Consider the following 23,431-nt stretch of genomic DNA (forward strand, 5'->3'; position numbering starts at 1 on the left):
TTGCGCTGCAGCATCTTGTTGCCCGCTCTGCCTTAATTTCGTCGTGCGAAGCGGCTGAAAGTCCTGGGAAATGCTTGCTAAAATACAACGCTGCCACATTTAAACGGAGTCTCGCTATGCAACCGGTGCCAAAATCGGCTACAGCAAGGGCTGGAGACCGTCCGGGCAGACGCGGATCGAAGGGGATGCAGGCAACCTCTATCGGCGCGCGACGATGATCAGCCCGGTAACGATCAACCGGATTTGGCGCCGAGCCGGCATGGCAGCGAAATGAGTGGGACACTGGTACTGAAGCAGAGCGAATTAGCAGCACGTAGGATCAGCGTGACCGTCGCAGCCCGTTTGCGCCGCCTAGCCCCGCTCCTTGTCGCTGCCATGGTGCTGGACAGCTGCCAGACGGTGATGGATCAATCCTATCAGCCAAGCGTCTCGCCCTCCGCTAATCCGCAGATCGTCTCCGAGGTGCAGAAAAACGACCCGCGCGCGCAGATGGGCGCACGCGAGCATCCGCGCATCCTCGCAAGCTATGGCGGCGAATACAAGGATGCCAAAACTGAGCGCCTCGTTGCCCGCATCGCCGGCGCCCTGACCAGCGTGTCGGAAAATCCGCAGCAGTCCTACCGCATCACTATCCTCAATTCGCCCTCGATCAACGCCTTCGCGCTTCCGGGCGGCTACCTCTACGTGACGCGCGGCCTTCTGGCGCTTGCCAATGATGCTTCCGAAGTCGCTGCCGTGCTGTCGCACGAAATGGCGCACGTGACAGCCAATCACGGCATCGAGCGGCAGAAGCGCGAGGAAGCCGAAGTCATCGCCAGCCGCGTTGTTTCGGAGGTTTTGTCGAGCGATCTGGCCGGCAAGCAGGCGCTCGCGCGCGGCAAGCTGCGTCTCGCCGCCTTCTCGCGCCAGCAGGAACTCCAGGCCGACGAGATCGGCATCCGCACGCTCGGCCAGGCCGGCTACGATCCGTATGCCGCCGCCCGCTTCCTCAACGCCATGGAAGACTACAGCCGCTTCATGTCGGCCAATTCCGATGCCGACCAGAGTCTGGACTTCCTTTCGAGCCACCCGAGCACGCCGCAGCGCATCGATCTTGCCAAGGCGCATGCCCGCGAATTCGGCGAGGAAGGCAAAGTCGGCGACATCGGCCGCGATTATTACCTGAACGGCATCGATGGCCTGCTCTATGGCGACAGCCCCGAGGAAGGCTATGTCCGCGGCCAGACCTTCCTGCATGGCGGCCTCGGCATCCGCTTCGACGTGCCGCCCGATTTTCGCATCGACAACAAGGTCGAAGCCGTGATGGCAACCGGCCCAGGCGATATCGCCATCCGTTTCGACGGTGTGGCCGACAGCCAGAACCAGAACCTGACGAACTATATTTCCAGCGGCTGGGTGACGGGCCTCGATCCCTCCTCAATCCAGTCGATCACCGTCAACGGCATGCCGGCCGCCACCGCGCGCGCTTCCGCCGATCGCTGGGATTTCGATGTCACCGTCATCCGCGACCGCACGCAGATCTTCCGCTTCCTGACGGCCGTGCCGAAGGGGAATATCGCCCAGCTCAACCAGACGGCGGACGTGCTGCGGTCGAGTTTCCGGCATATGACGCAGGAAGAGGCGGCATCGCTGAAGCCGCTCAGGGTCCGCGTCGTCACCGTCAAGCCCGGCGACACGATCACGACGCTTGCCGCCCGCATGATGGGCACCGACCGCAAGCTCGATTTGTTCAAACTGATGAATGCCCTACCGACCGGGGCAACGATTGCACCGGGCGACAAGGTCAAGATTATCTCGGAATAGTAAGCGTTCTATCTTCTCCCGGACGGGAGAAGATCCGTCTTAGGCGTAGCTCGCCATGCGGGGATCCGCATCCACCAGCGCGTTGCGGAGCTTGTCCATTGCACGGCTTTCGATCTGACGCACGCGCTCCTTGGAGATTCCAAGATCGGCGCCGAGTTCCTCGAGCGTCGCTCCATCTTCGACGAGGCGTCGTGCCTGGATGATCTTCATCTCGCGTTCGTTGAGATGCTTCAGCGCCGAGGCAAGCCAGATGCGACGGCGCTCGCCATCGATCATGTCGGATACCTGCTCGTCCGGAAGCGGCTCGTCGCTGATGAGAAAATCGATACGCTCGGCGCTTTCGGAATCGCTCGATATCGACGGCGCCTGCAGGGACGTATCGTTGCTGGAAAGGCGCGCATCCATGGTCTGCACGTCGGAAAGGCTGACGCCAAGCGCAACCGCGATTTCCTCGTGGATAGATTGGACGGTAACGCTCGAATTGCTGCGAGCGAGCTTGGCGCGCAGGCGGCGAAGATTGAAGAATAGTGCCTTCTGCGCTGAACTCGTGCCACCACGCACGATGGACCAATTGCGCAAAATATAGTCCTGGATCGAAGCGCGGATCCACCAGCTTGCATAAGTCGAGAAGCGAACTTCCCGTTCCGGTTCGAAGCGGGCAGCTGCCTCAAGGAGGCCGACATAGCCTTCCTGTACGAGATCGCTCATCGGTAGTCCGAAATTGCGAAACTTGCCCGCCATGGAAATGACGAGGCGCATATGCGCGGTTGCTATCTGGTTGCGGGCGCCGCGATCATCGTGATCCTTCCAGCGTATGGCAAGATTATGCTCTTCGTCGCGATCGAGATAGGGAGCAGCCATCGCGACTTTGATCATACGTCGATCTGCAGACATGTTCGTCATACGCATCTCCTAAGGTTCGGCCTCAAATCGTCTCTAATCCCGCGGTCGACGAAAAGGGCAGCAAGTATCGTTTCCGAACATCGCTGCTCGGATGGAAATCAATGAATGAAATTCAAATTGGAAACCGATATCCGGTTCGCCGGATAATCGATGACTAGTCTTGTTCGATCTCAGCGAATGGATCTGGCGATTGAAGCATGTTCAGATCGCCGGGGGGTTTCGGATGAAAACGCATAGGCCGGTCCTCGTGAATGTCGATAAATACGGCCTGCTTGGAAACCCCTCCCCACAGGAGAGCACCCACACCGACCGCTAACACGAGGCTTAAACGCGGCAGAAGCAAAAAGGTTCCAAAGAAAAAACCCGGCACGAAGGCCGGGTTTTTTGAAGCTAGAATTGGCGCACTTAGCCTTATGCGGCTTCGTCCTGGGAATCGTCGTCGTCGACGACCTTGCCGCGCTTGGGACCCTTGTTGAGATTGACCTCGACAAGGCGAACGGCTTCGGTTTCCGACATCTTGTTGACGGCTGCAATTTCGCGCGCCATGCGATCGAGCGCAGCTTCATAGAGCTGGCGTTCGGAATAGGACTGCTCCGGCTGGTTCTCGGCGCGATAAAGATCGCGAACCACCTCAGCGATGGAAAGCAGATCGCCGGAATTGATCTTGGCATCATATTCCTGGGCGCGACGCGACCACATGGTGCGCTTCACGCGGGCTTTGCCCTGCACGACCTTCAGCGCCCGCTCAACGAAATCCGTCTCGGAAAGCTTGCGCATGCCGATGCTCATGGCCTTGGCCACCGGTACCTTCAGGCGCATCTTGTCTTTCTCGAAGTCGATTACGAACAGCTCGAGCTTCATGCCTGCGACTTCTTGTTCTTCGATGGCAGTGATCGTGCCGACACCGTGGGCCGGATAAACGATCGCTTCACCAGTCTTGAAGCCATGGCGTGCTGCTGAAGGTTTTTTCTGCTGGGTCGTCATTCTTTTCAAAAACTCCCTGTTATGCGCCCGGTTGGGCCGGGTGCCGGGTCAGTCAGGCCCGGATGAGACGGACGAACCGTCGGGTCACTTCATCCTGGTCCAGCCAGACTTATGCAAACAGAAACCCACCCATCGCGATCTAGGACCCGACAACACAAATCGTTGATATGTCAAGGAAACCGCGTACGGATTGGTGATTTGCTTTCGTGATGGTTTTGGGCATGCGTAATGCCGCTGTGGATCAGTGTGAGGAACCTATCACAAAAATCTGAGGAAATCAATAATTTGCTGCGTGCGCGCCAAAAACGCCACGTTGACCGCCATGCGACCCAACGGCAATGATTCGCTTTCTGCGATATCGACTACACCTTTATCGACGGCCTGTCACGGCCCTCGATCAGTCGCCGCTTCCGGGGTTCGCCGAGAAATACTTCTCGAACTTTCCTTCCTCGCCGTCCATCTCCTTAGCTTCCGGCAGCGGGTCGCGCTTGACCGTGATGTTCGGCCAGATGGCGGCATATTCCGTGTTGATCTTCAGCCACTTGTCGAGGCCCGGCTCCGTATCGGGCTTGATTGCCTCGGCGGGACATTCCGGTTCGCAGACGCCGCAATCGATGCATTCGTCGGGATGGATGACGAGAAAATTCTCGCCTTCGTAGAAGCAGTCAACAGGGCAGACTTCCACGCAATCAGTATATTTGCAGCGGACGCAATTATCGGTCACGACATATGTCATGAAGCACTCCAGGAATGTCTTTAGCCTTCGCGGATGCGCAACCTGGAACGTCGCGCCGTCCCGCGGAGCCGAACGGACAAACGCATGCGCCACACGCAAACGCGCCGCCCGGCTGGTTACCGGCAGGTTGATGGTGAGGTATCGACTTTATCGGCCAATTTCAAGGACAAACAATCTTGAAAGCGGCCCGACACAGGCAGAGTTTTCTAATCGTCGTCCGAGATCAGGCGATCGATTGCACGGCGATCGCGCTTGGTGGGCCTTCCGCTTCCCGGCGCGCGCAGCGCCTGCTCGAACGGGGTGAGGCGTTTTGTCTCATCCGGCGGCGGCGTCAGATCCTCATAGAGCAGCTTGGCTTCCTCGAAAGGTCCCCTGCGCTCGCCGGGCGAACGCACGATGAGGACGATATCCCGGCGCTCCAGCGAGAGCTCGATACGGTCGCCGGCCTTGACGCCGAAACTCGGCTGGGCGATCCGCTCGCCATTCACCCGCACGCTACCCTTCTGAACGTAAAGCTGCGCCAGCGAGCGGGATTTCACCATGCGGGCAAAGAACAGCCATTTGTCGATGCGCTGGCGCGAACCGGAAAATGGCTGTTTCTCGTCTGTCATGGGCTATTTCTTCATCTGCTCCTTGAGGGCAGCGAGCTTGGCGAAAGGAGAATCCGGATCGATCGGCTTTTCCTTGCGCGGCGGCTTGGCTTCGAAGCGCAACGGCTGCGACGCGCCGCGATTGTTGCGATCGTTCCGGTCGTTGCGTTCGCCACGCTCCTGACGATCGCCGCGGTTGCCCTGATGCTGGGGACGGCCGCCCTCGCGGTTGCCGCGCGGTGCCTTGTCGCCGCCGCGATTGTCACGGCCATCGCGACGGTCGCGTCCCTCACGGTTGCCTTCGCTGGCGTTTGCCTGCTGCTCGCCACCACCACGGCGATTGCCTTGCTGTCCGCGACCCTCGCCCTGCTGGCCGCGACGGTCACCATGACCACGGCCACCCTGACGCTGCTGATTGTCGCTGCGGCCACCCAGGCGCCAGAGCAGAACCGGCTTCGGCTCCGCGGGCTCGGCGGCATCCGCAACGGCATCGGTTTCCGTAGCCACCGGGGCGGCCTCAGCCGGCGCATCGGCCGGAGCACCTGCTTCCTGGGAAACGGTCTCTGCTTCCTTAGCCGGCTCTTCAGCTGCGGCATCGGCGTCGTCGTGATCGGCCTTCTCGGCAACGGTCTCCGCAGCCGGTGCCGCGGCGCTCGCCGTTGTATCCTGCTGAGCGAGGAACGCGGTTGCTTCCTCCGCCTTCACGGAATCGGCGCGATAGCCGAGCCCCTTGAGGATTTCCTCCATGTCCTCGAGCGTTGCGCCGAGGATGGAGAGCATGGCGGTCGTCGTGGTGAAGCGGCGGCCGTCATAAGCGCCTTCCGGGCGCGAAGCCTGGCCGGGCTTCCACTGCAAGAGCGGGCGGATGAGATCCGCCAGGCGCTCGAGAATGTCGATGCGGACCGCGCGCTTGCCGAGGAAGCGGAAGCCCGCAAGCTTGTAGAACATGCGCTCATAGCCCGGATCGGTGACGACCGAGGTGCGGCCGGCAGCAAGAACCGGGATCAAATCACCGTAGCCCGGCTTGTCCAGGCCATCGTTCTTCAAGGCCCATAGCAACGTGATGAGCTCGGCCGGAGCCGGCTTCAGCAATGCGGGCACGAAAATATGATAGGCGCCGAAGCGAACGCCGTAGCGGCGCATGGAGGCGCGCGCATCCTGATCGAGCGACTTCACCTCTTCGGTGACGTCGCGTCGGAACAGAACGCCGAGATTCTCCACCAGCTGGAAAGCCAGCCCCTTGGCGAGGCCCTGCAGATCCTCGGCGCGCTGGAGATCGTCGAGCGGCTTCAGGATCGTGCTGATATGATGGTTCACGAAGCGCTCGATGCGCGACGCGACATGATCGCGCGCATTGCCCGTCAGCTGCTCGTCGGCGAGCAGGATGACGCGCGGACGCATGACATGATCGCTCCCCGACAGACGCGCCACGGGATCGCCGAGCCAGCGCACGAGGCCATCGGCGCTGATCGCAAGATCGCTGTTGCCAGCCGCATGCATACGCGCGGCGCGCGCCTCGAATTCCAGCGACAGCGCCTTCTGGGAGGCTGTCTGGACGGCCTTGGCATCCGGCCCCTCGGTTCCCGCAACAGGCGTGAACCGGAATCCGGTCAACTGTCCCACATGATGCCCTTCGACGAAGACATCCCCATTCACACTGATTTCAGCTTCCAGCATCGCATTCTCTCTCAGGCGCTTCATGAGCACAGATGTCCTGCGATCAACAAAGCGTTTCGTCAACCTCTCATGTAACGCGTCGGACAATCGATCTTCGATTTCCCGCGTCTTTTCTTGCCAGTGTGTCGGATCGGCAAGCCAGTCGGGCCGGTTCGACACATAGGTCCAAGTCCTTATCTGCGCGATTCGCGCCGAAAGCGTGTCGATCTCGCCGTCCGTCCGATCGGCGCGATGCACCTGTTCGGCAAGGAAGTCCTCTTTCACCGTGCCATAGCGCACCAGGTCGGAAAAGAGGGTGGCAATGAGATCGGCGTGCTGGGCGGGCGTAATGCGCCGATAGTCGGGAAGCGCGCAGGCCTCCCATAATTTCTCAACCCGAGCCGGGTTGCTGGCAAGATCGACTATCTCCAGATCGCGTGACAAATATTCCAACGCCTGCTGGTCTACCGCAGGCAGCGCCCGCGTCAACCCCTGCACGCGAGGCGCGCCTTCCAAACTGGCGCGCAGCGCCGCGATTGAGGAAAAATCCAAGGCCTTGCTGCGCCACTGCAGCACCTTGACCATGTCGAATTCGTGTCCCTCGATCCGGCGCACCAGCTCGTCGTCGAAAGGATCGACCTGTCCGGTCACTCCGAAGGTGCCGTCTTTCAGATGGCGGCCGGCGCGGCCGGCCACCTGGCCGAGCTCGGCGGGGTTGAGGTTGCGGAATTGATAGCCGTCGAACTTGCGGTCCTGGGCAAAGGCGACATGATCGACATCGAGGTTGAGGCCCATGCCGATCGCATCGGTCGCGACCAGATATTCGACATCGCCGGCCTGGTAGAGCGCCACCTGCGCATTGCGGGTCCGCGGGCTGAGCGCGCCGAGAACAACAGCGGCGCCGCCACGTTGGCGGCGGATGAGCTCCGCGATCGCGTAGACCTCGTCAGCGGAAAAAGCCACGATCGCCGTGCGTTGCGGCAAGCGCGTGATCTTCTTCTGGCCGGCATAGAAAAGATGCGACAGCCGCGGCCGCTCCAGAACGGTGATCCCGGGCAGAAGCTGTTCGAGGATAGGCCGCATCGTGCCGGCACCCAATAGCAGCGTCTCGTCGCGGCCACGCAGGTGCAGGATGCGGTCGGTGAAGATATGGCCGCGCTCGAGATCGCCGGCAAGCTGAACCTCGTCGATGGCAACGAAGGAGGCACGCGTCTCGCGCGGCATGGCTTCGACGGTGCAGACCGAAAAGCGGGCGTTGGGCGGCGATATTTTTTCCTCGCCCGTGACAAGCGCGACATGCTGGGCGCCGACCTTTTCGACGACGCGCGTATAGACCTCGCGCGCCAGCAGGCGCAACGGCAGGCCGATCACGCCGCTGCCGTGCGCCACCATGCGTTCGATGGCATAATGGGTCTTGCCGGTATTGGTCGGTCCGAGCACCGCGGTCACACCGCGTCCGCTCAGGATCATGGGCTGCAAAGTCTGTGTCATTGGTCCGTGCATGGGCGAGAAACCACCGTCTTTCGATCAGCAAGTTCCCCAAGGAGGAAACGAAGAGATGACGACCATATGCGACAAAGGCAAGGCCTGAATAAAAAAACAGCCGTGGCAACAATCGATTTCACTATTGGCATCTTCAACCAGAAGTTACATGCGTCCTGCATCTCATGCGAGTCTTGACGATTCCGGAACAGCTTGAGAACGAATCGGAGACGAATCGCTGACTCACCACCGTTCTTTTTTTGTTCACTACAACATATGGATTTCAATGAAAAGATTCACACCAAATGCTGAATCTCGCTTCTACGCCTTTTCCACGAGAAAAGGAGTCAAGTGTTGAATCTGAAGTCGGCGAAAATCGGCGCTTTTCATGGTTAATTATCTGTAAATTATGTAATTTTTCGGAATGGCGCTATTTGCGTTAAGATTTGGGTCAAAGCCGGAACGAATCGGCGACGAATCGCTATTCCAGCTCAATTCTGTCTTTGTTCCATACAATATCTAGCGTTTCCTCGACCAAAACACATAGGACTCTGCATGGTTGAGCCCGCAAGTCCGGCCGAATCAGGAATTGCGATCAATCTTTTAATGGGCGCAGATATAATGAGTTTCCAAATACACGCATAAGCTGTTATCATCGTTATATCGATCGAGGCCGGAGCGAATCGGATTTCACGGCTACATAGTTGTATGTCGCCAGGACAGCATCGGAATACTGAAAGCGGCACGGGCCCAGAACGTTGTTCGCGGCCCATTCCGCGCGAGCCGATCGAAGCATGAAGGCCATTCTGCGCACACCCGCCTACCGCCGGATTTCGCTCGGCCCGCACGTCGGCACCCTATAGGAAGGCCTTAACGTTAACCAAAGTCCAAACGCAGAACGAATCGCCGACGAATCACGGACACGTTTCCTTTCTCGTTTCGTTCACCGCAACATATTGTATTTTAATCATATTTTAACCATAAGAATGGATCGCGACCCTCTCTCCGCCCCCGCATCGCGCAGTCGCGTTAACGTTTGGCCGATCGCGGCGCCGCCGAGATCCGAGCATTTTTATTTCTTAGCCGGAACAATTTTCGGCGATGCAAGTTTCTATCTGCAGAATTGAGAAACTCCGCGCATTTACTAGGGAACCGATTTGAGCTGGAGTCGCTGAAGCATGGTGCCGGATTGAACGACATTGCTGGTGCTATTCAAGCGATGGACATGGAGGAGACATATCATGCTTGGTACGGTATTGCTTGTCATACTGATTCTGCTGCTGATTGGCGCGCTGCCCAGCTGGGGTTACAGCCGGGCATGGGGGTACGGCCCATCAGGCGGTCTCGGGCTTGTTCTCGTCATTGTTCTCATTTTGCTATTGATGGGGCGGATTTGATCCGCGGGTCAATGTTCAAACGTCACAACACCAGGGAGCTAACACCATGAAGAAGATCATCGTCGCGATCGCCCTTGTCGGCGCTTTGGCGTCATGCACGGCAACGGAAAAAGGGACTGCCATCGGTGCTGGCACCGGCGCCCTGATCGGCGGCGTGGCCACCCATAGCTGGGGTGGCGCGGCAGTCGGCGCCGTCGCCGGCGGCGTCGTCGGCAATCTTATCGGACGCTCCCATGAGCGCCGTGGCTATTGCATCTATCGCGACCGGTATGGCCATCGCTACGAGGCCCGTTGCCGCTAAGGCTTGACCCGTTCGTGACCGACCGCACCGCGGCCGGTCACGAACATCGGGCCATTGGAGGCTCTGAAAGCCGGAGTTTCTGAAACAATCCTCCTCCCGCGCGTTTGGTTGCGGGAAGGAAGCAGTGTTTTGAGAAAGGAACGGCACCATGGCCGCAATCATCGCAAGCATTGCAGCACTCGCGCTCATCGGCACCACTTTTTACGCGCTTGGAAGCGCGGCAAGAGCGCGAGACAAGGAGAAAAAGCGGCTAGCATTGGAAGCCGTCATCCTGGAATTCAAGCCTCGGCAGCGACAGCAGGCAAACTCAGGCCGAGGATGATGCCGGGCCGGCACTTCCGTCTATCCGGCAATCCTGCCCATGATGCGAACGGCCAAGAGCGGAGCAGCTCTTTACGGAAGTTCCGAACCGCTCTCTCCCATTGTTTCTACGCAATTTCCGACGGAAAACTGCCGCGCACCTTCCTGGAACTGCTTTAGACGAAGAACTGGCCGCCGTTGGCTGTTATCGTCGATCCCGTGATGAAACCGGCGTCGTCACTGGCAAGAAAGACGGCTATGCGGGCGATTTCCTCGGGCTCGCCTAGGCGTCCCACCGGGATCTGCGGGATGATACGCTCGGTCAGCACCTTTTCCGGCACCGCCAGCACCATTTCCGTGCCGATATAACCGGGGCAAATGGCATTGACGGTGATGTTCTTGGCGGCCCCCTCTTGGGCAAGCGCCTTGGTGAAGCCGAGATCGCCGGCCTTGGCGGCGGAGTAGTTCGCCTGCCCCATCTGCCCCTTCTGACCATTGATCGATGAGATGTTGATCACGCGGCCGAAGCTGCGATCGCGCATGCCCTGCCAGACATGATGGGTCATGTTGAACAGGCCGCTGAGGTTCGTATTGATGACCTCGTGCCATTGCTGCGGCGTCATCTTGTGGAACATGGCGTCACGGGTAATGCCGGCATTGTTGACCAGGACCTCGACATGTCCGAGATCATGCTCGACCTTGGCGATGCCCTTGCCGCAGGCTTCGTAATCGGTGACATCCCATTTATGGACGGCGATGCCGGTCACATCGTGGAACGCCCGGGCTTTCTCGTCGTTGCCGGCATAGGTTGCCGCCACCTTGTAACCCGCATTATGCAGCGCCATCGAAATGGCCGCTCCGATGCCGCGTGTGCCCCCGGTTACCAATGCCACTCTGCTCATGTGCCACTCCCCTTTGTTGCTGCGGAGACGAGACGCCCGAAGGCCGGGTCGCCGGCTCCGCTTTCACCACTTCTTCTGGAAAACTCCTTTCAAGACGCCTTAAAGCGCCTCGAAGCACATGGCGACGCCCATGCCCCCGCCGATGCACAGCGTGGCGAGCCCCTTGCGGGCGCCGCGGCGCTTCATTTCGAACAGCAGCGTATTGAGAACGCGGGCTCCGGAGGCGCCGATGGGATGGCCGATGGCGATCGCACCGCCGTTGACGTTGACGATCGACGTATCCCAGCCGAGATCCTTGTTGACGGCGCAAGCCTGGGCGGCGAACGCCTCGTTGGCTTCGACGAGATCGAGGTCTGCGACGGACCAGCCCGCCTTTTCCAGCGCCTTGCGCGAGGCCGGGATCGGCCCGGTGCCCATGATCTGCGGATCGACGCCGGCGGTTGCCCAGGACACGATGCGCGCAAGCGGTTGAATGCCGCGGCGCGAGGCTTCCGCCTCGGTCATCAGCACGGCGGCAGCGGCGCCGTCATTGAGGCCGGAAGCGTTGCCGGCAGTGACCGTGCCTTCCTTGTCGAAGGCCGGGCGCAGCTTCGCCATGCCGTCCATCGACGCGCCATGGCGGATATATTCGTCGGCATCGACCGTGACGTTGCCCTTGCGCGCCTGGATGGTGAAAGGGATGATCTCGTCGGTGAACCGGCCGGCCTTCTGCGCGGCTTCCGCCTTGTTCTGGGAGGAAACGGCAAACTGATCCTGTTCCTCGCGCGAAAGCTGCCACTGCCGCGCGATGTTTTCAGCCGTAATGCCCATGTGATAGCCGTAAAAAGCATCCGTCAGGCCATCCTTGATCATGGTGTCGATCATCTTCATGTCGCCCATCTTGGTGCCGGAGCGAAGGTTTGCCGCATGCGGCGCCATCGACATGGATTCCTGGCCGCCGGCGACGATGATCTTCGCGTCGCCGGTGGCGATCTGCTGCAGGCCGAGCGCCACGGCGCGCAGGCCGGAGCCGCAAAGCTGGTTGACGCCCCAGGCGGTCGCTTCCTGCGGGATGCCGGCCTTCATCGCGGCCTGGCGGGCCGGGTTCTGTCCTTCGCCGGCCTGAAGCACCTGACCGAGGATCACTTCGTCGACTTCCTTGGCATCGACGCCGGCGCGCTCCAGCGCGCCCTTGATCGCGGCCGCGCCGAGCTCATGAGCCGGAACGGTCGCGAACGCGCCGTTGAACGAGCCGACCGCGGTGCGGGCCGCGCTGGCGACAACGATGGATGAACTGCTCATGGAAGCCTCCTCAGGAAATGAACGTGTATATGAGGCGAAACTGTCAAAGCTTTGCGCTGGAGTCAAATTGCAAGAATTTCCCGCGTACAGATTTCATGAAGCCGTCATTGCCCGCTGGAAATCCAACCAAGGATTGGGCTTGCCGCATCGCACAAAGCGATTGTCACCAAGCTTCTTTTGCGTCTACACTCAGCAGTGGAGGAGTATTCCATACAATCAGACGGGGCCAGGAGACTGATAATGGCAAAGACTGAGGGCCAGATCGTAATCAAGAAATATGCGAATCGCCGCCTATACAATACCGGTACCAGCACCTACGTGACGCTGGACGACCTGGCGGAGATGGTGAAGAAAGGCGAGGAATTCACTGTCCAGGATGCCAAGAGCGGTGAAGACATTACGCATTCGGTCCTGACGCAAATTATTTTCGAGCAGGAATCAAAGACCGGCAACACGCTGCTGCCGATTTCCTTCCTCCGGCAGCTTATCGGCTATTACGGCGACCAGATGCAGATGGTCGTCCCGAGCTTCCTTGAGCATTCGATGCGTTCCTTCACGGAGCAGCAAACGCAGATGCGCGAGCAGATCAATCGCGCCTTTGGCGAAACACCGCTCGGCAAGAATCTTCAGCTCCCTATACAGATGGTCGAGGAGCAGGTCCGCCGCAACACCGAAATGTTCCAGCAGGCCATGCAGATGTTCTCGCCCTTCATGAAGCCGCCGGCCAAGGAGAGCCGCAAGGCCGAAGCCAAGGATATCGACGAGCTGAAGGAACAGCTCCGCGCCATGCAGAGCAAGCTGGATAGCCTGTGAAATAAGGCAATGCGCCTATGAACGCTCGGAGATGGTTCATTCCCTCTGTTCCGAAAGGGACAGAGGGCATCAGAGCTTCAGCGCACAAACAGGCACCTTTTCATCCACCCCGATCACAACGAAAAAAGGCCGGCAAAACGCCAGCCTTTAATTCATGCCACCAAGGCAGCGCTTGATTATGCGCTTTCCTTGGGCGTCAGAACCTGGCGACCGCGATACATGCCGGTCTTCAGGTCGATGTGATGCGGGCGACGCAGTTCGCCGGAGTTCTTGTCTTCGACGTAGGTCGAAGCCTTCAGGGCGTCAGCAGAGCGGCGCATACCGCGCTTGGACGGGCTCGTTTTTCTCTTCGGTACAGCCATTCTCGTTACTCCATGTACGGACGAAACATATCCGCGGCCAGCAAGGCGGCCGAAACAGACATGCATCAATTTCGGAAATTGGGCCGGCTTATACATGGCTTACCGGGCTTTGACCAGTCCCTAGTAGCATTTTTTCCCGGGGCGCTTGATTTGGACATATCGACGCCGAATCAGGCGGTCAGGCCTCGTCCTCCGGCACCGTCCACGTTTCCATCAGCGCCGCTTCCTCCCATTTCTTCCAGGCAGGCAGGGCTTTCATGACAGCCATATAGTCCTTCGTATCGGCGGAGACGGCAATATCATACCGCTCCAGGCGACTGACGACCGGAGCGAACATGGCATCGGCTCCGGAGAATGTCCCGAACAGGAAGGGGCCGCCGGAGCGGGAATGCGCCTCGCGCCAGATGGCCTCGATGCGCGCCACATCCTCCATCACTCCCTCCGGCAGGTTGAGGGGACTCACGGGGCGACGCATGTGCATCGGACAGGCATTGCGCAAGGCGCTGAAGCCAGAAAGCATCTCCATGCTATAGGATCGCGCCAGCGCGCGGGCCTGCCGATCCCTGGGCAGAAGACCGGCATCGGGAAAAAGTTCGGCTGCATACTCGATGATGGCGAGCGACTCCCAGACCTTGAAGCCGTCATGCACCAGCATCGGCACCTTGCCCGTCGGCGAAACCTCGCGAATATTTGGATTGCCCGCCGGAAAATCGAAGGGGATAAGCACCTCCTCGAACGCTATGCCGCAGCCTTCGAGCGCGATCCATGGCCGAAACGACCAGGAGGAATAGTTCTTGTTGCCGATATAGAGTGTCAGCTTGCTCACGATCTTGTTCCCTTTTGGCGTCGGAACTCGAAGGTCAGGAGTTCCTCGAAATGGTTCTTGTCCTCGAACGCGCGGAAGGCCGGCGTCACCCGCCCATACGTCATGGCCGAGAATGCCAGACGATGGTCAACCAATCGAACGACAAGTGTTGATCTCAATCATAAAGGCATTTGATGTATGCGTCGGCATTCCTCGCGCGGCGCTGGATCAGCGAGGCGAGCTGGCCGAGCCCGCGCCCCGGCTTGCCCGCCACCCGATCGATCGGATTGGGAAGCGAGACGGCGAGAAGTGCTGCCTGGCGTGCCGTGAGCTTGGAGGCCGGCACCTTGAAATGGTAGCGCGCCGCGGCCTCGATACCGTAGATGCCCGGCCCCCATTCGGCGACGTTCAGATAGATCTCCATCATTCGGCGCTTCGACCATACGGCGGAAGCGGAGACCGCAAGCGGCAATTCCAACGTCTTGCGCACGAAGGAGCGGCTGTTCCAGAGAAACAGGTTCTTCACTGTCTGCATCGGGATCGTACTGCCGCCGCGCGTGGACTTGCCGCGCAGCGTCTCCTGGACCAGCATCCGCATCTCGCTCCAATCGACGCCGCCGTGGTAACAGAATTGTCCGTCCTCGGAGACCAGGACGGATTTCACCAGCACCGGCGCGATTTTATCCAGCGGCACCCAGCGACGGTCGTATCCCTGAAGGGTGACGGCATCCCCAATCATCAGGGTGGAAACAGGGTGGATGAACGGCAGCATATAGACGACGATGAAGAAGTACGGCAGCAGCAAAAGGCCGATCAGGACGAGGATGATGCGCTGCCAAAGCGGACGGTCTCTGAAGCGCGCCAACAGGGAGGAGCGTTGCGGCACCTCGGCTTCCTCCCCCTCATTGTCCGTCGATATGTCCAAATGTCTGACGTCCACAGCCGCTCCATCCCGGTACACCCCTTAATGTATCCGGGAAACGCTTCGATGCTGCATTCGTCATACCGTCTACACAAAGCGATGACCAGAGTGCGGCGCAATTCCTCATCCGGCTGTTGACAATTCCCGTTGCCAGCAACCGCCTCTCATGCCAAACAGCGGCCATGGACAGCACCGAAACCCCATTCGAACAGCGCCTCCGGCACAATGCTGGCAAGGTCGAAGCCATGCTGAACCGGCTTCTCGGCGATGCCGGCCTCGACGACGAGATCGTCCGCCCTGCCCGGCTTCTGAATGCGATGCGTCACGGCGTCCTGAACGGCGGCAAGCGGCTGCGGCCCTTCCTCGTCATGGAAACCTCGGCGCTTCTCGGCGGCAATGCCGAGGCCGCTCTAAGGGTCGGCGCCGCGCTCGAATGCGTGCACTGCTATTCCCTCGTCCATGACGATCTGCCCGCCATGGACGACGACGACCTGCGCCGCGGCCAGCCGACGGTGCACATCGCCTTCGATTACGCAACGGCGATCCTGGCGGGCGACAGCCTGCTGACCTATGCCTTCGACATCATCGCGGCGCCTGAAACGGAGCTGCCTGCGGACAGGAAAATGGCGCTCGTGCTGGCGCTGTCACGCGCCGCCGGCATCGGCGGCATGGCCGGTGGGCAGGCGCTCGATCTCGCCGCGGAGAAGGAGGCGCCGGATGAAAGTGGCATCACCACGCTGCAGGCGATGAAGACGGGCGCGCTGATCCGCTTTGCCTGCGAGGCCGGCGCCATCATCTCGGGCGCCCCAGCCGAAGACCGCAAGCGCCTTCGCACGTTCGGCGAAAAGATCGGCCTTGCCTTCCAGCTTGCCGACGATCTTCTCGACCTGACAGCCGACGCCGCCACCATGGGCAAGGCAACCGGCAAGGATGCCGCCCGCGGGAAGGGAACGCTCGTGGGCCTGCGCGGTCAGGAATGGGCCGAGGCGACGCTCGCAAGGCTGGTAATGGAAGCAGCCGAGCTGCTGTCCGGCTATGGCGACAACGCAAATATCCTGACAGAAACCGCGGGCTTCGTCGCAAACCGCAAGAGCTGAGGTTTGCCCATCAGGTACGGTACTGGCTGATGGCGGGCGGCTATCTTTCGCTAGGCATCGGCTCCTGGGCGCGGAAACCTGTCCAACCAGGATAGCGGCACGCGCCTGCCATCCATTCAGCTCGGGCCATCCATTCAGCTCTGGAATGTCACCATCACAAGAATCCATGGCGTTGCCGGGTGATTTCCGCTGCATTCTATGACACATTTCCGTGCCGTTTCGGCCTGTAGACGTGGAATTCTTCGCGCCGGGCCGACGACCCCAGGAATAGTCTCCATGCGCGAAATGCTTGCCTATCTGCCGCACATCCTGCCGGCCTATATCGCTTACATCGTTGCCGTCATCAGTCCCGGTCCCGCCATCATGGCCATTATCGGCACGTCAATGACCCATGGCCGCAAGGCCGGCATGACCCTGGCGCTCGGCATTTTCGGGGGATCGCTGACTTGGGCGACGGCTGCCGCGGCGGGCCTTGCCACGCTGCTGCAGACCTATGCGTTGGCGCTGGAGGTTCTGAAGATCTTCGGCGGCCTCTATCTGCTTTATCTCGCCTACAAGGCGTTTCGCGCCGTTCGTGCCAGCGACGAGCTGCCGACCGCTGCCGGGGGGCCGAAAACACCCGGCTTCAAATCGCTGATCCTGCGCGGCTACGGCATCCACGTCACCAATCCGAAGGCCATCTTCGCCTGGCTCGCCATCATCGCGCTCGGCATGCCGCAGGGCGCGCCGGGCTCGGTCGCGATGCTGATCATCGCCGTCTGCGGCGTGACCGGTTTCGTGGTGTTCATGGGCTATGCGATCCTGTTTTCGACGCCGCACGCGCTGAAAATCTATCGCAATGCGCGGCGCTGGATCGAGGGCGCCATGGCCGGCTTCTATTGCTTCGCCGGCATCAAGCTACTGACGAGCAATATATAATCCGAGCCTAGAGCTGTTCAGTTTTCACGGAATCTCTGAACTGCGGCGGATCACTCCGCCGCGACATTCTTCTGGCCGAACCGCTTCTCGATATAATCGGTCACAAGCGCCTCGAAATCGGAGGCGATGTTCGGGCCACGCAGCGTCATGGCCTTCTGGCCGTCGATGAAGACCGGGGCGGCCGGCGTTTCGCCCGTACCGGGGAGCGAAATGCCGATATCGGCATGCTTGCTTTCGCCGGGGCCGTTGACGATGCAGCCCATCACGGCGACGTTGAGCGCTTCCACGCCCGGATATTTCTCGCGCCAGACCGGCATGTTCTTGCGGATGTCGTTCTGGATGTTCTGCGCCAGTTCCTGGAAGACGGTCGATGTCGTGCGGCCGCAGCCGGGACAAGCCGCGACGACGGGGATGAACTGGCGGAAGCCCATAACCTGCAGCAGTTCCTGCGCCACCTGCACTTCGCGGGTGCGGTCGCCATTCGGCTCCGGCGTCAGGGACACGCGGATCGTGTCGCCGATGCCGTGCTGCAGCACATAGCCCATGGCGGCCGACGAGGCGACGATGCCCTTGGAGCCCATGCCGGCCTCGGTGAGCCCCAAATGCAGCGCATGGTCGGAACGCTCCGACAGCATGGAATAGACGGCGATCAGGTCCTGCACCTGGCTGACCTTGGCCGAGAGGATGATACGGTTGCGCGGCAGGCCGATTTCCTCGGCAAGATCGGCCGAGATCAGCGCCGACTGCACGATGGTCTCGCGCGTCACCTGCCGGGCCGACAGCGGCGAGCCTTCGGCGGCGTTCTTGTCCATCAGCGCGGTCAGCAAATCCTGATCGAGCGAGCCCCAATTGACGCCGATGCGCACCGGCTTGTCGTAGCGGATCGCCATCTCGATGATTTCGGCGAACTGCTTGTCCTTCTTGTCCTTGAAGCCGACATTGCCCGGATTGATGCGATATTTCGCCAGCGCCTCGGCGCAGGCTGGGTGGTCGGCGAGCAGCTTGTGGCCGATATAATGAAAGTCGCCGATCAGCGGCACGTCCATGCCGAGACGCAGCAGCCGCTCGCGGATCTTCGGCACGGCGGCGGCGCTTTCATCGCGATCGACGGTGATGCGCACGAGTTCCGAGCCGGCTTTGAAAAGGGCGGCGACCTGCGCCACGGTCGAATCGATATCGGCCGTGTCGGTATTGGTCATGGACTGCACGACGACGGGAGCACCGCCGCCGACGATCACGCCGCCGACATCGACGGCAACGGAGGAACGGCGCGGTTTCGGATCGAAATCGGTGGCGGACGACATGGAAAGCTCTCGCAGGCCTCGAAAATGGGTGCCTTTCAGGTGGATCACGAAACGGTCGTTGTCAACCGCCGCGGCAATCTCTTTTGATCGGACGGGACCCACCCGTTAGCGAGCAAAAGCGACGAAATTAATGCTCGCTCTCGCCGATGCCGTCGGCGTAGCGTGCGAGAGACGAGAACGCCAACACGACGAGCAGCAGCACCGGCAGCGCCATCAGGACCGGCGAGAAGCCGACATGCTCGGCGGCGAAGCCAATGGCCGAAGGTGCGACCAGCATGCCGGAATAGCCGAGCGTGGTCACGACCGAAATGCCGATGCCGGGCTGCAGCCCCGGAATGTTGCCGGCGGCGGAAAAGGCGATCGGCACCATGTTGGAGATGCCGATGCCGCAGAGCGCAAAGCCGAGGATGGCAATTTCAGCATTTGGCGCCAGCGCCGCCGTCAGCATGCCGATAATGGCAAAGACCGTGCAGACGCGCAGCGTGCGTACCGCCCCCAGCCAGTCGCGGACGAAATCGCCGGCAAAGCGCATAGTCGCCATGGTGGCCGAGAAGGCAGCGAAGCCGAAGCCGGAAAGCGCCACCGACGCTCCCTTTTCCTGGCCGAGATAAAGTGCGCTCCAATCGAGCACAGCGCCTTCCGGCACCATGCAGAACAGCGCGACGATGCCGAGCAGCCAGGGCAGCGGGATCATCGGCAGCTTTGCCTTCGGCTTGGCCTCGTCGGGATGCGGCTGATCGCCGAAAACCATCGGCCAGGCAACAACCAGAAAAAGAACAGCTAGAACCGTCGAGGCCTCGGCGTGGCCGAGAACGCCCACGCGCGAGATCAGCAGACCGCCGATCGCCGATCCTAACAGGCCACCCAGGCTCCAGAAGGCATGGCAGGAGGACATGATCGCCCGGCGCATGGATTTTTCCACCGACACGGCATTGGCGTTCATCGCCACGTCCATGGCGCCGATGAAGCCACCGAAGAGGAAGAGCGAGATCGCCGCAGTCCAGACATTCGGCGCCAGCGTAAGCGCCAGGATCATCGGCAGCAGCAGCACCGCAAACGCGCGCATGACGACGCGCGAGCCGCGCTCGGCGATCTGCGCACCGGCAAGCGGCATCATGACGAGCGAGCCGACGCCGAAGACGAGGATCATCAGGCCGAGCTCGAATTTCGTCAGTTGCAGCCGCTCGGCGAATTCGGGAATTTTCGGCGCCCAGCAGCCGACCATGAAGCCGTTCAGCAGGAACATCAACGACACGGCCGCGCGCGGTTTTGTGAAGAATCCGCTCCTTTTCGCCTCAAGACCCTCCAATCGCGTCATATCGTCCATGAAAATTCCTCCCAATCGGTGTCGCAGTCTATTTAAATCGATTGAAATCTCAACGACCGAAAACAGCCGGAACGGTCACATTTCGTCTCCGTCTGTTAAAGCGGAGGCAAAGACGTCACAACCCCGAATAAATAATTCGTGACCATACGTCCCTGGCGAAAAGCCCTATTGACGACGAAAAAACAGGCTCCTATCGCTTGAGGCCTGAAAGATTCTTCAGCCGGCCCAAGTCGGGTCATCCTCTGGTGCATCCCCGTGAAAAACTCCATCAGCTATGGCATCCTGCTTACGGTGTTTGCCTACATGCTGTTCACCGCCCACGATTCGGCGGTGAAGCTGCTCGTCGCTTCCATCCCCGTCTGGCAGGTCCTGTTCATCCGAAGCTGCACCATCCTTGCCGGCTGCTTCGTCTTCGAAGGCCCCTCGCTCATCCGCAAGGTGGCGCGCTCGCCGATCATCAAGCCGATGATCGTGCGCAGTATCATCATCCTGATCGCCTGGATTTCCTATTATTCGGCGGCGTCCTATCTGCAGCTCGCCGAGGTGACGACGCTCTACTACGCCGCACCGATCGTCGGCACTATCCTGGCGACCATCGTGCTGCGCGAAAAGGTCACCGTCGCCCGCTGGATGGCGGTCGGCGTCGGCTTTTGCGGCGTCGTGATCGCTTCCAATCCGGTGGGTCTGTCGATCTCCTGGCCGGTTTACCTGGCGCTGCAGGCCGCCGTCCTCTGGGCAAGCGGCATGGTGCTTTTGCGCAAGACAGCGCTGCACGAGAAGAGCCATATCCAGATGGCGGTCTCCAACCTCATGTTCATCATCCTGACCGCCGGCATGGCGATCGCCCATTGGCACACGCCGACGCCGTTCCAGATCGTCCTGCTTGCGCTCACCGGCATCATCGCCGGCGCCGGCCAGCTCGCTCTCTTCGAAGGCATGCGCCAGGCGCCCGTCTCGGTGCTGGCGCCGTTCGAATACACCTCGCTCGTCTGGGCTTTCCTGCTCGGCTACCTGATCTGGGGCGACATCCCCGGCCCCAACACCTTCATCGGCGCTATTTTGATCCTGAGCGCTGGGTTCATTATTATCATCAGCGAGCGGATGAAGCGGCGCGCGGCTGCGGCTTGAGGCGGATCAATGCGTTTCCTGCAGGTACAAGCCAAGCTTGCCCGGCAAGCAATGCTTCCAACCCACACCAAGGCGTTGAATTCACTCCACCACAACGACAGCCTGTTCGATGGGTTTCGGCTGCCGCATCAGAAGAGCCTGCATCGGCCGCTCGAAGAACTTGAGAAGCAGCACCGAAATCCCGATCGTGCAAAGCGTGACCAGCGCCAATATTCCCGTCACAAAGGGTAGCGAGAGGTGCTTGCCCAGCAGTTTGATCGGAAGCTGCAGCGTGTAGGGATGGATGAGGTAAAGCGAGTAGGATGCGTCCCCCAAGAGAATCAGAATAGCCCACGCTTTCCCGTACGGTATCCGCATGAGCAGGAAGCCCGAGACGAGCAGAACCGCAAGCAGGCTTGAGGCGAAAAGACTGGGGCCGGCGAATGTCACAATGAAGAAATGAGCCCCGCAGGCGAGAAGAATGAGCAGAGCGGCGGCGATATTCGATCCGTTCCTGAAGGCACTGTATGCCGAATATGCTTTATGAAGCATCATGCCGAGCACGAATTCGATCAATATCGGATTTGTATAGAACCGCCATTCGACGGATCCCTCCGGCCAAATCTCATGCAGCCCGATCAGGAAGAGGACGGCCGCGGAAGCGAACCAGGTTGCCCTGGCGCCAAAGATCAGACAGGCGCCATAGATTATGTAGAAAAACACCTCGTAACAAAGCGTCCAGCCCAGGAAAAGGATCGGCTGCATGGCGCCGCCGCTTTTCTGATAGGGGACGAAAAGAAGAGATTTGACGATCGTCTCCAAGGTCACGATCGTCGAATTGAGCAGGCTGGGTTTCACAAGCGCTATCAAGACGACCACGAATGTCAGCAGCCAGTAGAGCGGAACGATTCTGGCAATCCGCTTGCGTGCGAAATAGACAAGCCCACGCGCCGGATCGGACGAGTAGCTGATGATGAAGCCGCTGAGAACGAAGAAAACGTCGACGCCGGCCGCGCCCATGAAGAAATAATTGCGATCGAGATGGTATTCGATCGCAAGGCCGCTTCCGAAATGGAAGAGAAGGACAGAAAAAGCGGCCACGAACCGGAGGAACTGGAGAGAATCCAATTGTTTCAAGTTTGACCGTCGAATGGAAGGCATCTGCTCGTTAGTCATGAAGGCCCCAATCCGCTCTGATAGCTTGTTCCAACAAGGTTGCCATTGCCGCATTGGTGCTGCGGCTTGGATGCCAATCGCATCCGAAATCCTTCGGTTTGACGCGTAAATTCAGATATCGCAGGCGAGTTTCGCCTTTCGCGGCGCTCGTCTGGACGGCGGCCTCGATTGCTTTCTCGGCCACATCGAAGTCCTTTTGGGACATCATCGGACCGAGCGCGGCGTACAGATACGCCTTTGGAAACTGATATCTGAGCCTGAAGACGAGCTTGACGTATTCGTCGACGAAATCGCTGGGATTCCTATTGTCCGAAAAGTCGTTCGTCCCGAGATTGACAACCACTGCGGAAACGCGCTCGTCAGGAAGAGCCGGCGTTCCCTTTCTCAACGGCGTCACGCTGTCGATGACATCAAGCATGGTTTTCGCGTTCTTGCCGGCACGCGAAAGGCCGATTCCCGAAACAGCGAGCGTCGTAAGCTCCATCCCGAGGCTACGCGCCGCAACCGCGGCATATGTCAGGTATTGATTTTCCGTTCCGGGGCTGAATTTGCATCCGGGGCCGACACCCTCGAGGCCATAGCCTGCCGTAATGGAGTCTCCGATTGCCACCAGCTTTGCGGCTGGTGCTTCCGCGGGAAGGAACGACCCATCGGTTTCGGCGGAAACGAATATGGTATCGCCGATCCATCCCTCGGTGCGACGCGTCACGCGAACCTCATGGGCGCCTTGCGGCAAAGCGTCGGCAAGCTGGTATCGGTGCTGTCCCGCCTGTAGATCAAGGCGCTGGGGAACGCCGTCCAGTTCGACCTCAAGGCTATTCTTCCCGGTATCAACGAGAGTAACCGAGAGCGATGTACCTTCGAAACGCAACGCAAAACCACTGCCGGGCCAGCCGAAAGCCGCATCGCTGGCTGCAACGCGGCCGATCCATTTCGATGGCCGCTCGATCGTTTCTGCCGCGAAGCTCGGCATGAACGTACATAAACCCAGGAAAAGAGACGCAATCGCAACATCAAACCTCATGACCGGCCATGACCGGCGGCGCGCAATGATGGGCAATTCATCACCTCTTCGGCTGCGTCAGATCAATTTCTGCACTATAAATTTTCTAGTAGAATCGCAGTTTGATTGCCGCCCGCGTCTCCCGGCAAACCGCCAGGACACAGGATAACATGCACGCGCTGCGCGAATGCTGCCACACCAACCAACACTCATATGCTGCACCATGGCAACATTGGGACAAATAGGGCAGGATTGTGAATTG

22 protein-coding genes are annotated in these 23,431 nt (G+C 60.0%); 8 read left to right on the plus strand and 14 right to left on the minus strand.

Annotated features, from left to right (window positions below):
* The first annotated feature begins 375 nt into the window (after nt 1–375).
* Nucleotides 376–1,803 (plus strand): M48 family metalloprotease, encoded by a 1,428-nt coding sequence (locus HGP12_RS11260; RefSeq protein ID WP_168878828.1) that lies wholly within the window; start codon nt 376–378, stop codon nt 1,801–1,803.
* A 39-nt stretch (nt 1,804–1,842) separates the two neighbouring features.
* Here the strand turns inward: HGP12_RS11260 and HGP12_RS11265 are convergent, their stop codons facing one another.
* The 5 genes from HGP12_RS11265 to HGP12_RS11285 all read right to left on the minus strand — a co-directional run bounded on the left by HGP12_RS11265 (nt 1,843) and on the right by HGP12_RS11285 (nt 8,163).
* On the minus strand, nt 1,843–2,706 hold the full coding sequence (locus tag HGP12_RS11265) for an RNA polymerase factor sigma-32 (protein ID WP_168839732.1): 864 nt from the start codon (nt 2,704–2,706) through the stop codon (nt 1,843–1,845).
* Nucleotides 2,707–3,117: 411 nt separating this feature from the next.
* Nucleotides 3,118–3,690, minus strand: a complete 573-nt coding sequence (locus tag HGP12_RS11270) for a CarD family transcriptional regulator (protein WP_168839731.1) — start codon at nt 3,688–3,690, stop codon at nt 3,118–3,120.
* Nucleotides 3,691–4,087: 397 nt separating this feature from the next.
* The gene (gene fdxA, locus HGP12_RS11275) at nt 4,088–4,426 is read right to left on the minus strand and encodes a ferredoxin FdxA (RefSeq protein WP_149636119.1); all 339 of its coding nucleotides are present in this window, start codon (nt 4,424–4,426) and stop codon (nt 4,088–4,090) included.
* Nucleotides 4,427–4,632: 206 nt separating this feature from the next.
* Nucleotides 4,633–5,037, minus strand: a complete 405-nt coding sequence (locus HGP12_RS11280) for an RNA-binding S4 domain-containing protein (protein ID WP_168878778.1) — start codon at nt 5,035–5,037, stop codon at nt 4,633–4,635.
* Between the two features lie 3 nt (nt 5,038–5,040).
* Nucleotides 5,041–8,163, minus strand: a complete 3,123-nt coding sequence (locus tag HGP12_RS11285; protein ID WP_168878779.1) for a helicase-related protein — start codon at nt 8,161–8,163, stop codon at nt 5,041–5,043.
* A gap of 1,232 nt (nt 8,164–9,395) precedes the next feature.
* Between HGP12_RS11285 and HGP12_RS11290 the strand changes: the two genes are divergently transcribed.
* From HGP12_RS11290 to HGP12_RS11300, 3 genes are all read left to right on the plus strand, one after another.
* Nucleotides 9,396–9,551, plus strand: a complete 156-nt coding sequence (locus tag HGP12_RS11290; protein WP_075853478.1) for a DUF3309 family protein — start codon at nt 9,396–9,398, stop codon at nt 9,549–9,551.
* A gap of 46 nt (nt 9,552–9,597) precedes the next feature.
* Nucleotides 9,598–9,852, plus strand: coding sequence for a YMGG-like glycine zipper-containing protein (locus HGP12_RS11295; protein WP_112341591.1), 255 nt, complete (start codon nt 9,598–9,600; stop codon nt 9,850–9,852).
* Nucleotides 9,853–10,000: 148 nt separating this feature from the next.
* On the plus strand, nt 10,001–10,174 hold the full coding sequence (locus HGP12_RS11300; protein WP_168878780.1) for a hypothetical protein: 174 nt from the start codon (nt 10,001–10,003) through the stop codon (nt 10,172–10,174).
* Nucleotides 10,175–10,328: 154 nt separating this feature from the next.
* On the opposite strand, the gene phbB is transcribed toward HGP12_RS11300, so the two are convergent.
* Both phbB and HGP12_RS11310 read right to left on the minus strand, forming a co-directional pair.
* The gene (gene phbB / locus HGP12_RS11305; RefSeq protein WP_168839727.1) at nt 10,329–11,054 is read right to left on the minus strand and encodes an acetoacetyl-CoA reductase; all 726 of its coding nucleotides are present in this window, start codon (nt 11,052–11,054) and stop codon (nt 10,329–10,331) included.
* Between the two features lie 99 nt (nt 11,055–11,153).
* Nucleotides 11,154–12,335, minus strand: a complete 1,182-nt coding sequence (locus HGP12_RS11310) for an acetyl-CoA C-acetyltransferase (RefSeq protein ID WP_168878781.1) — start codon at nt 12,333–12,335, stop codon at nt 11,154–11,156.
* A gap of 240 nt (nt 12,336–12,575) precedes the next feature.
* On the opposite strand from HGP12_RS11310, the gene phaR reads away from it, so the two are divergent.
* Nucleotides 12,576–13,148 (plus strand): polyhydroxyalkanoate synthesis repressor PhaR, encoded by a 573-nt coding sequence (gene phaR / locus HGP12_RS11315; protein ID WP_168839725.1) that lies wholly within the window; start codon nt 12,576–12,578, stop codon nt 13,146–13,148.
* A 176-nt stretch (nt 13,149–13,324) separates the two neighbouring features.
* Here the strand turns inward: phaR and rpmF are convergent, their stop codons facing one another.
* The 3 genes from rpmF to mtgA form a co-directional block, all read right to left on the minus strand.
* Nucleotides 13,325–13,510: a 50S ribosomal protein L32 gene (gene rpmF, locus HGP12_RS11320; RefSeq protein ID WP_006724402.1), complete on the minus strand. Its 186-nt coding sequence runs from the start codon at nt 13,508–13,510 to the stop codon at nt 13,325–13,327.
* A 178-nt stretch (nt 13,511–13,688) separates the two neighbouring features.
* Nucleotides 13,689–14,336, minus strand: coding sequence for a glutathione S-transferase family protein (locus HGP12_RS11325; RefSeq protein ID WP_168878782.1), 648 nt, complete (start codon nt 14,334–14,336; stop codon nt 13,689–13,691).
* 154 nt (nt 14,337–14,490) lie between these two features.
* On the minus strand, nt 14,491–15,240 hold the full coding sequence (gene mtgA / locus HGP12_RS11330) for a monofunctional biosynthetic peptidoglycan transglycosylase (protein ID WP_409527206.1): 750 nt from the start codon (nt 15,238–15,240) through the stop codon (nt 14,491–14,493).
* Nucleotides 15,241–15,419: 179 nt separating this feature from the next.
* Between mtgA and HGP12_RS11335 the strand changes: the two genes are divergently transcribed.
* Nucleotides 15,420–16,334 (plus strand): polyprenyl synthetase family protein, encoded by a 915-nt coding sequence (locus HGP12_RS11335; protein ID WP_168878783.1) that lies wholly within the window; start codon nt 15,420–15,422, stop codon nt 16,332–16,334.
* A gap of 276 nt (nt 16,335–16,610) precedes the next feature.
* Nucleotides 16,611–17,252: a LysE family translocator gene (locus HGP12_RS11340; RefSeq protein ID WP_168878784.1), complete on the plus strand. Its 642-nt coding sequence runs from the start codon at nt 16,611–16,613 to the stop codon at nt 17,250–17,252.
* Between the two features lie 50 nt (nt 17,253–17,302).
* Here the strand turns inward: HGP12_RS11340 and ispG are convergent, their stop codons facing one another.
* Together ispG and HGP12_RS11350 are read right to left on the minus strand one after the other, a co-directional pair.
* A complete protein-coding gene (gene ispG, locus HGP12_RS11345; RefSeq protein WP_168839721.1) occupies nt 17,303–18,556 on the minus strand; it encodes a flavodoxin-dependent (E)-4-hydroxy-3-methylbut-2-enyl-diphosphate synthase in 1,254 nt (417 codons plus the stop codon).
* A 127-nt stretch (nt 18,557–18,683) separates the two neighbouring features.
* Entirely contained in the window at nt 18,684–19,883 is a 1,200-nt protein-coding gene (locus HGP12_RS11350) for an MFS transporter (RefSeq protein ID WP_168878785.1), read from the minus strand.
* A gap of 255 nt (nt 19,884–20,138) precedes the next feature.
* On the opposite strand from HGP12_RS11350, the gene HGP12_RS11355 reads away from it, so the two are divergent.
* Nucleotides 20,139–21,011: a DMT family transporter gene (locus HGP12_RS11355; protein WP_168878786.1), complete on the plus strand. Its 873-nt coding sequence runs from the start codon at nt 20,139–20,141 to the stop codon at nt 21,009–21,011.
* Nucleotides 21,012–21,092: 81 nt separating this feature from the next.
* On the opposite strand, the gene HGP12_RS11360 is transcribed toward HGP12_RS11355, so the two are convergent.
* Both HGP12_RS11360 and HGP12_RS11365 read right to left on the minus strand, forming a co-directional pair.
* Nucleotides 21,093–22,127 carry an acyltransferase gene (locus tag HGP12_RS11360; RefSeq protein ID WP_168839718.1) on the minus strand — a complete coding sequence of 345 codons (1,035 nt, stop codon included), beginning with the start codon at nt 22,125–22,127 and terminating at the stop codon, nt 21,093–21,095.
* Between the two features lie 31 nt (nt 22,128–22,158).
* The gene (locus tag HGP12_RS11365) at nt 22,159–23,139 is read right to left on the minus strand and encodes an SGNH/GDSL hydrolase family protein (protein WP_168878787.1); all 981 of its coding nucleotides are present in this window, start codon (nt 23,137–23,139) and stop codon (nt 22,159–22,161) included.
* Nucleotides 23,140–23,431: the final 292 nt, after the last annotated feature.

The organism is Rhizobium sp. P28RR-XV, from assembly GCF_012641385.1.
Classification (GTDB): domain Bacteria; phylum Pseudomonadota; class Alphaproteobacteria; order Rhizobiales; family Rhizobiaceae; genus Rhizobium.

Bases quoted from the DNA above. Each gene is read 5' to 3' on its own strand.
- HGP12_RS11260 (WP_168878828.1), top strand. From the start codon at position 376: ATGGTGCTGGACAGCTGCCAGACGGTGATGGATCAATCCTATCAGCCA.
- HGP12_RS11265 (WP_168839732.1), bottom strand. From the start codon at position 2,706: ATGACGAACATGTCTGCAGATCGACGTATGATCAAAGTCGCGATGGCT.
- HGP12_RS11270 (WP_168839731.1), bottom strand. From the start codon at position 3,690: ATGACGACCCAGCAGAAAAAACCTTCAGCAGCACGCCATGGCTTCAAG.
- fdxA (WP_149636119.1), bottom strand. From the start codon at position 4,426: ATGACATATGTCGTGACCGATAATTGCGTCCGCTGCAAATATACTGAT.
- HGP12_RS11280 (WP_168878778.1), bottom strand. From the start codon at position 5,037: ATGACAGACGAGAAACAGCCATTTTCCGGTTCGCGCCAGCGCATCGAC.
- HGP12_RS11285 (WP_168878779.1), bottom strand. From the start codon at position 8,163: ATGACACAGACTTTGCAGCCCATGATCCTGAGCGGACGCGGTGTGACC.
- HGP12_RS11290 (WP_075853478.1), top strand. From the start codon at position 9,396: ATGCTTGGTACGGTATTGCTTGTCATACTGATTCTGCTGCTGATTGGC.
- HGP12_RS11295 (WP_112341591.1), top strand. From the start codon at position 9,598: ATGAAGAAGATCATCGTCGCGATCGCCCTTGTCGGCGCTTTGGCGTCA.
- HGP12_RS11300 (WP_168878780.1), top strand. From the start codon at position 10,001: ATGGCCGCAATCATCGCAAGCATTGCAGCACTCGCGCTCATCGGCACC.
- phbB (WP_168839727.1), bottom strand. From the start codon at position 11,054: ATGAGCAGAGTGGCATTGGTAACCGGGGGCACACGCGGCATCGGAGCG.
- HGP12_RS11310 (WP_168878781.1), bottom strand. From the start codon at position 12,335: ATGAGCAGTTCATCCATCGTTGTCGCCAGCGCGGCCCGCACCGCGGTC.
- phaR (WP_168839725.1), top strand. From the start codon at position 12,576: ATGGCAAAGACTGAGGGCCAGATCGTAATCAAGAAATATGCGAATCGC.
- rpmF (WP_006724402.1), bottom strand. From the start codon at position 13,510: ATGGCTGTACCGAAGAGAAAAACGAGCCCGTCCAAGCGCGGTATGCGC.
- HGP12_RS11335 (WP_168878783.1), top strand. From the start codon at position 15,420: ATGGACAGCACCGAAACCCCATTCGAACAGCGCCTCCGGCACAATGCT.
- HGP12_RS11340 (WP_168878784.1), top strand. From the start codon at position 16,611: ATGCGCGAAATGCTTGCCTATCTGCCGCACATCCTGCCGGCCTATATC.
- ispG (WP_168839721.1), bottom strand. From the start codon at position 18,556: ATGTCGTCCGCCACCGATTTCGATCCGAAACCGCGCCGTTCCTCCGTT.
- HGP12_RS11350 (WP_168878785.1), bottom strand. From the start codon at position 19,883: ATGGACGATATGACGCGATTGGAGGGTCTTGAGGCGAAAAGGAGCGGA.
- HGP12_RS11365 (WP_168878787.1), bottom strand. From the start codon at position 23,139: ATGCCGAGCTTCGCGGCAGAAACGATCGAGCGGCCATCGAAATGGATC.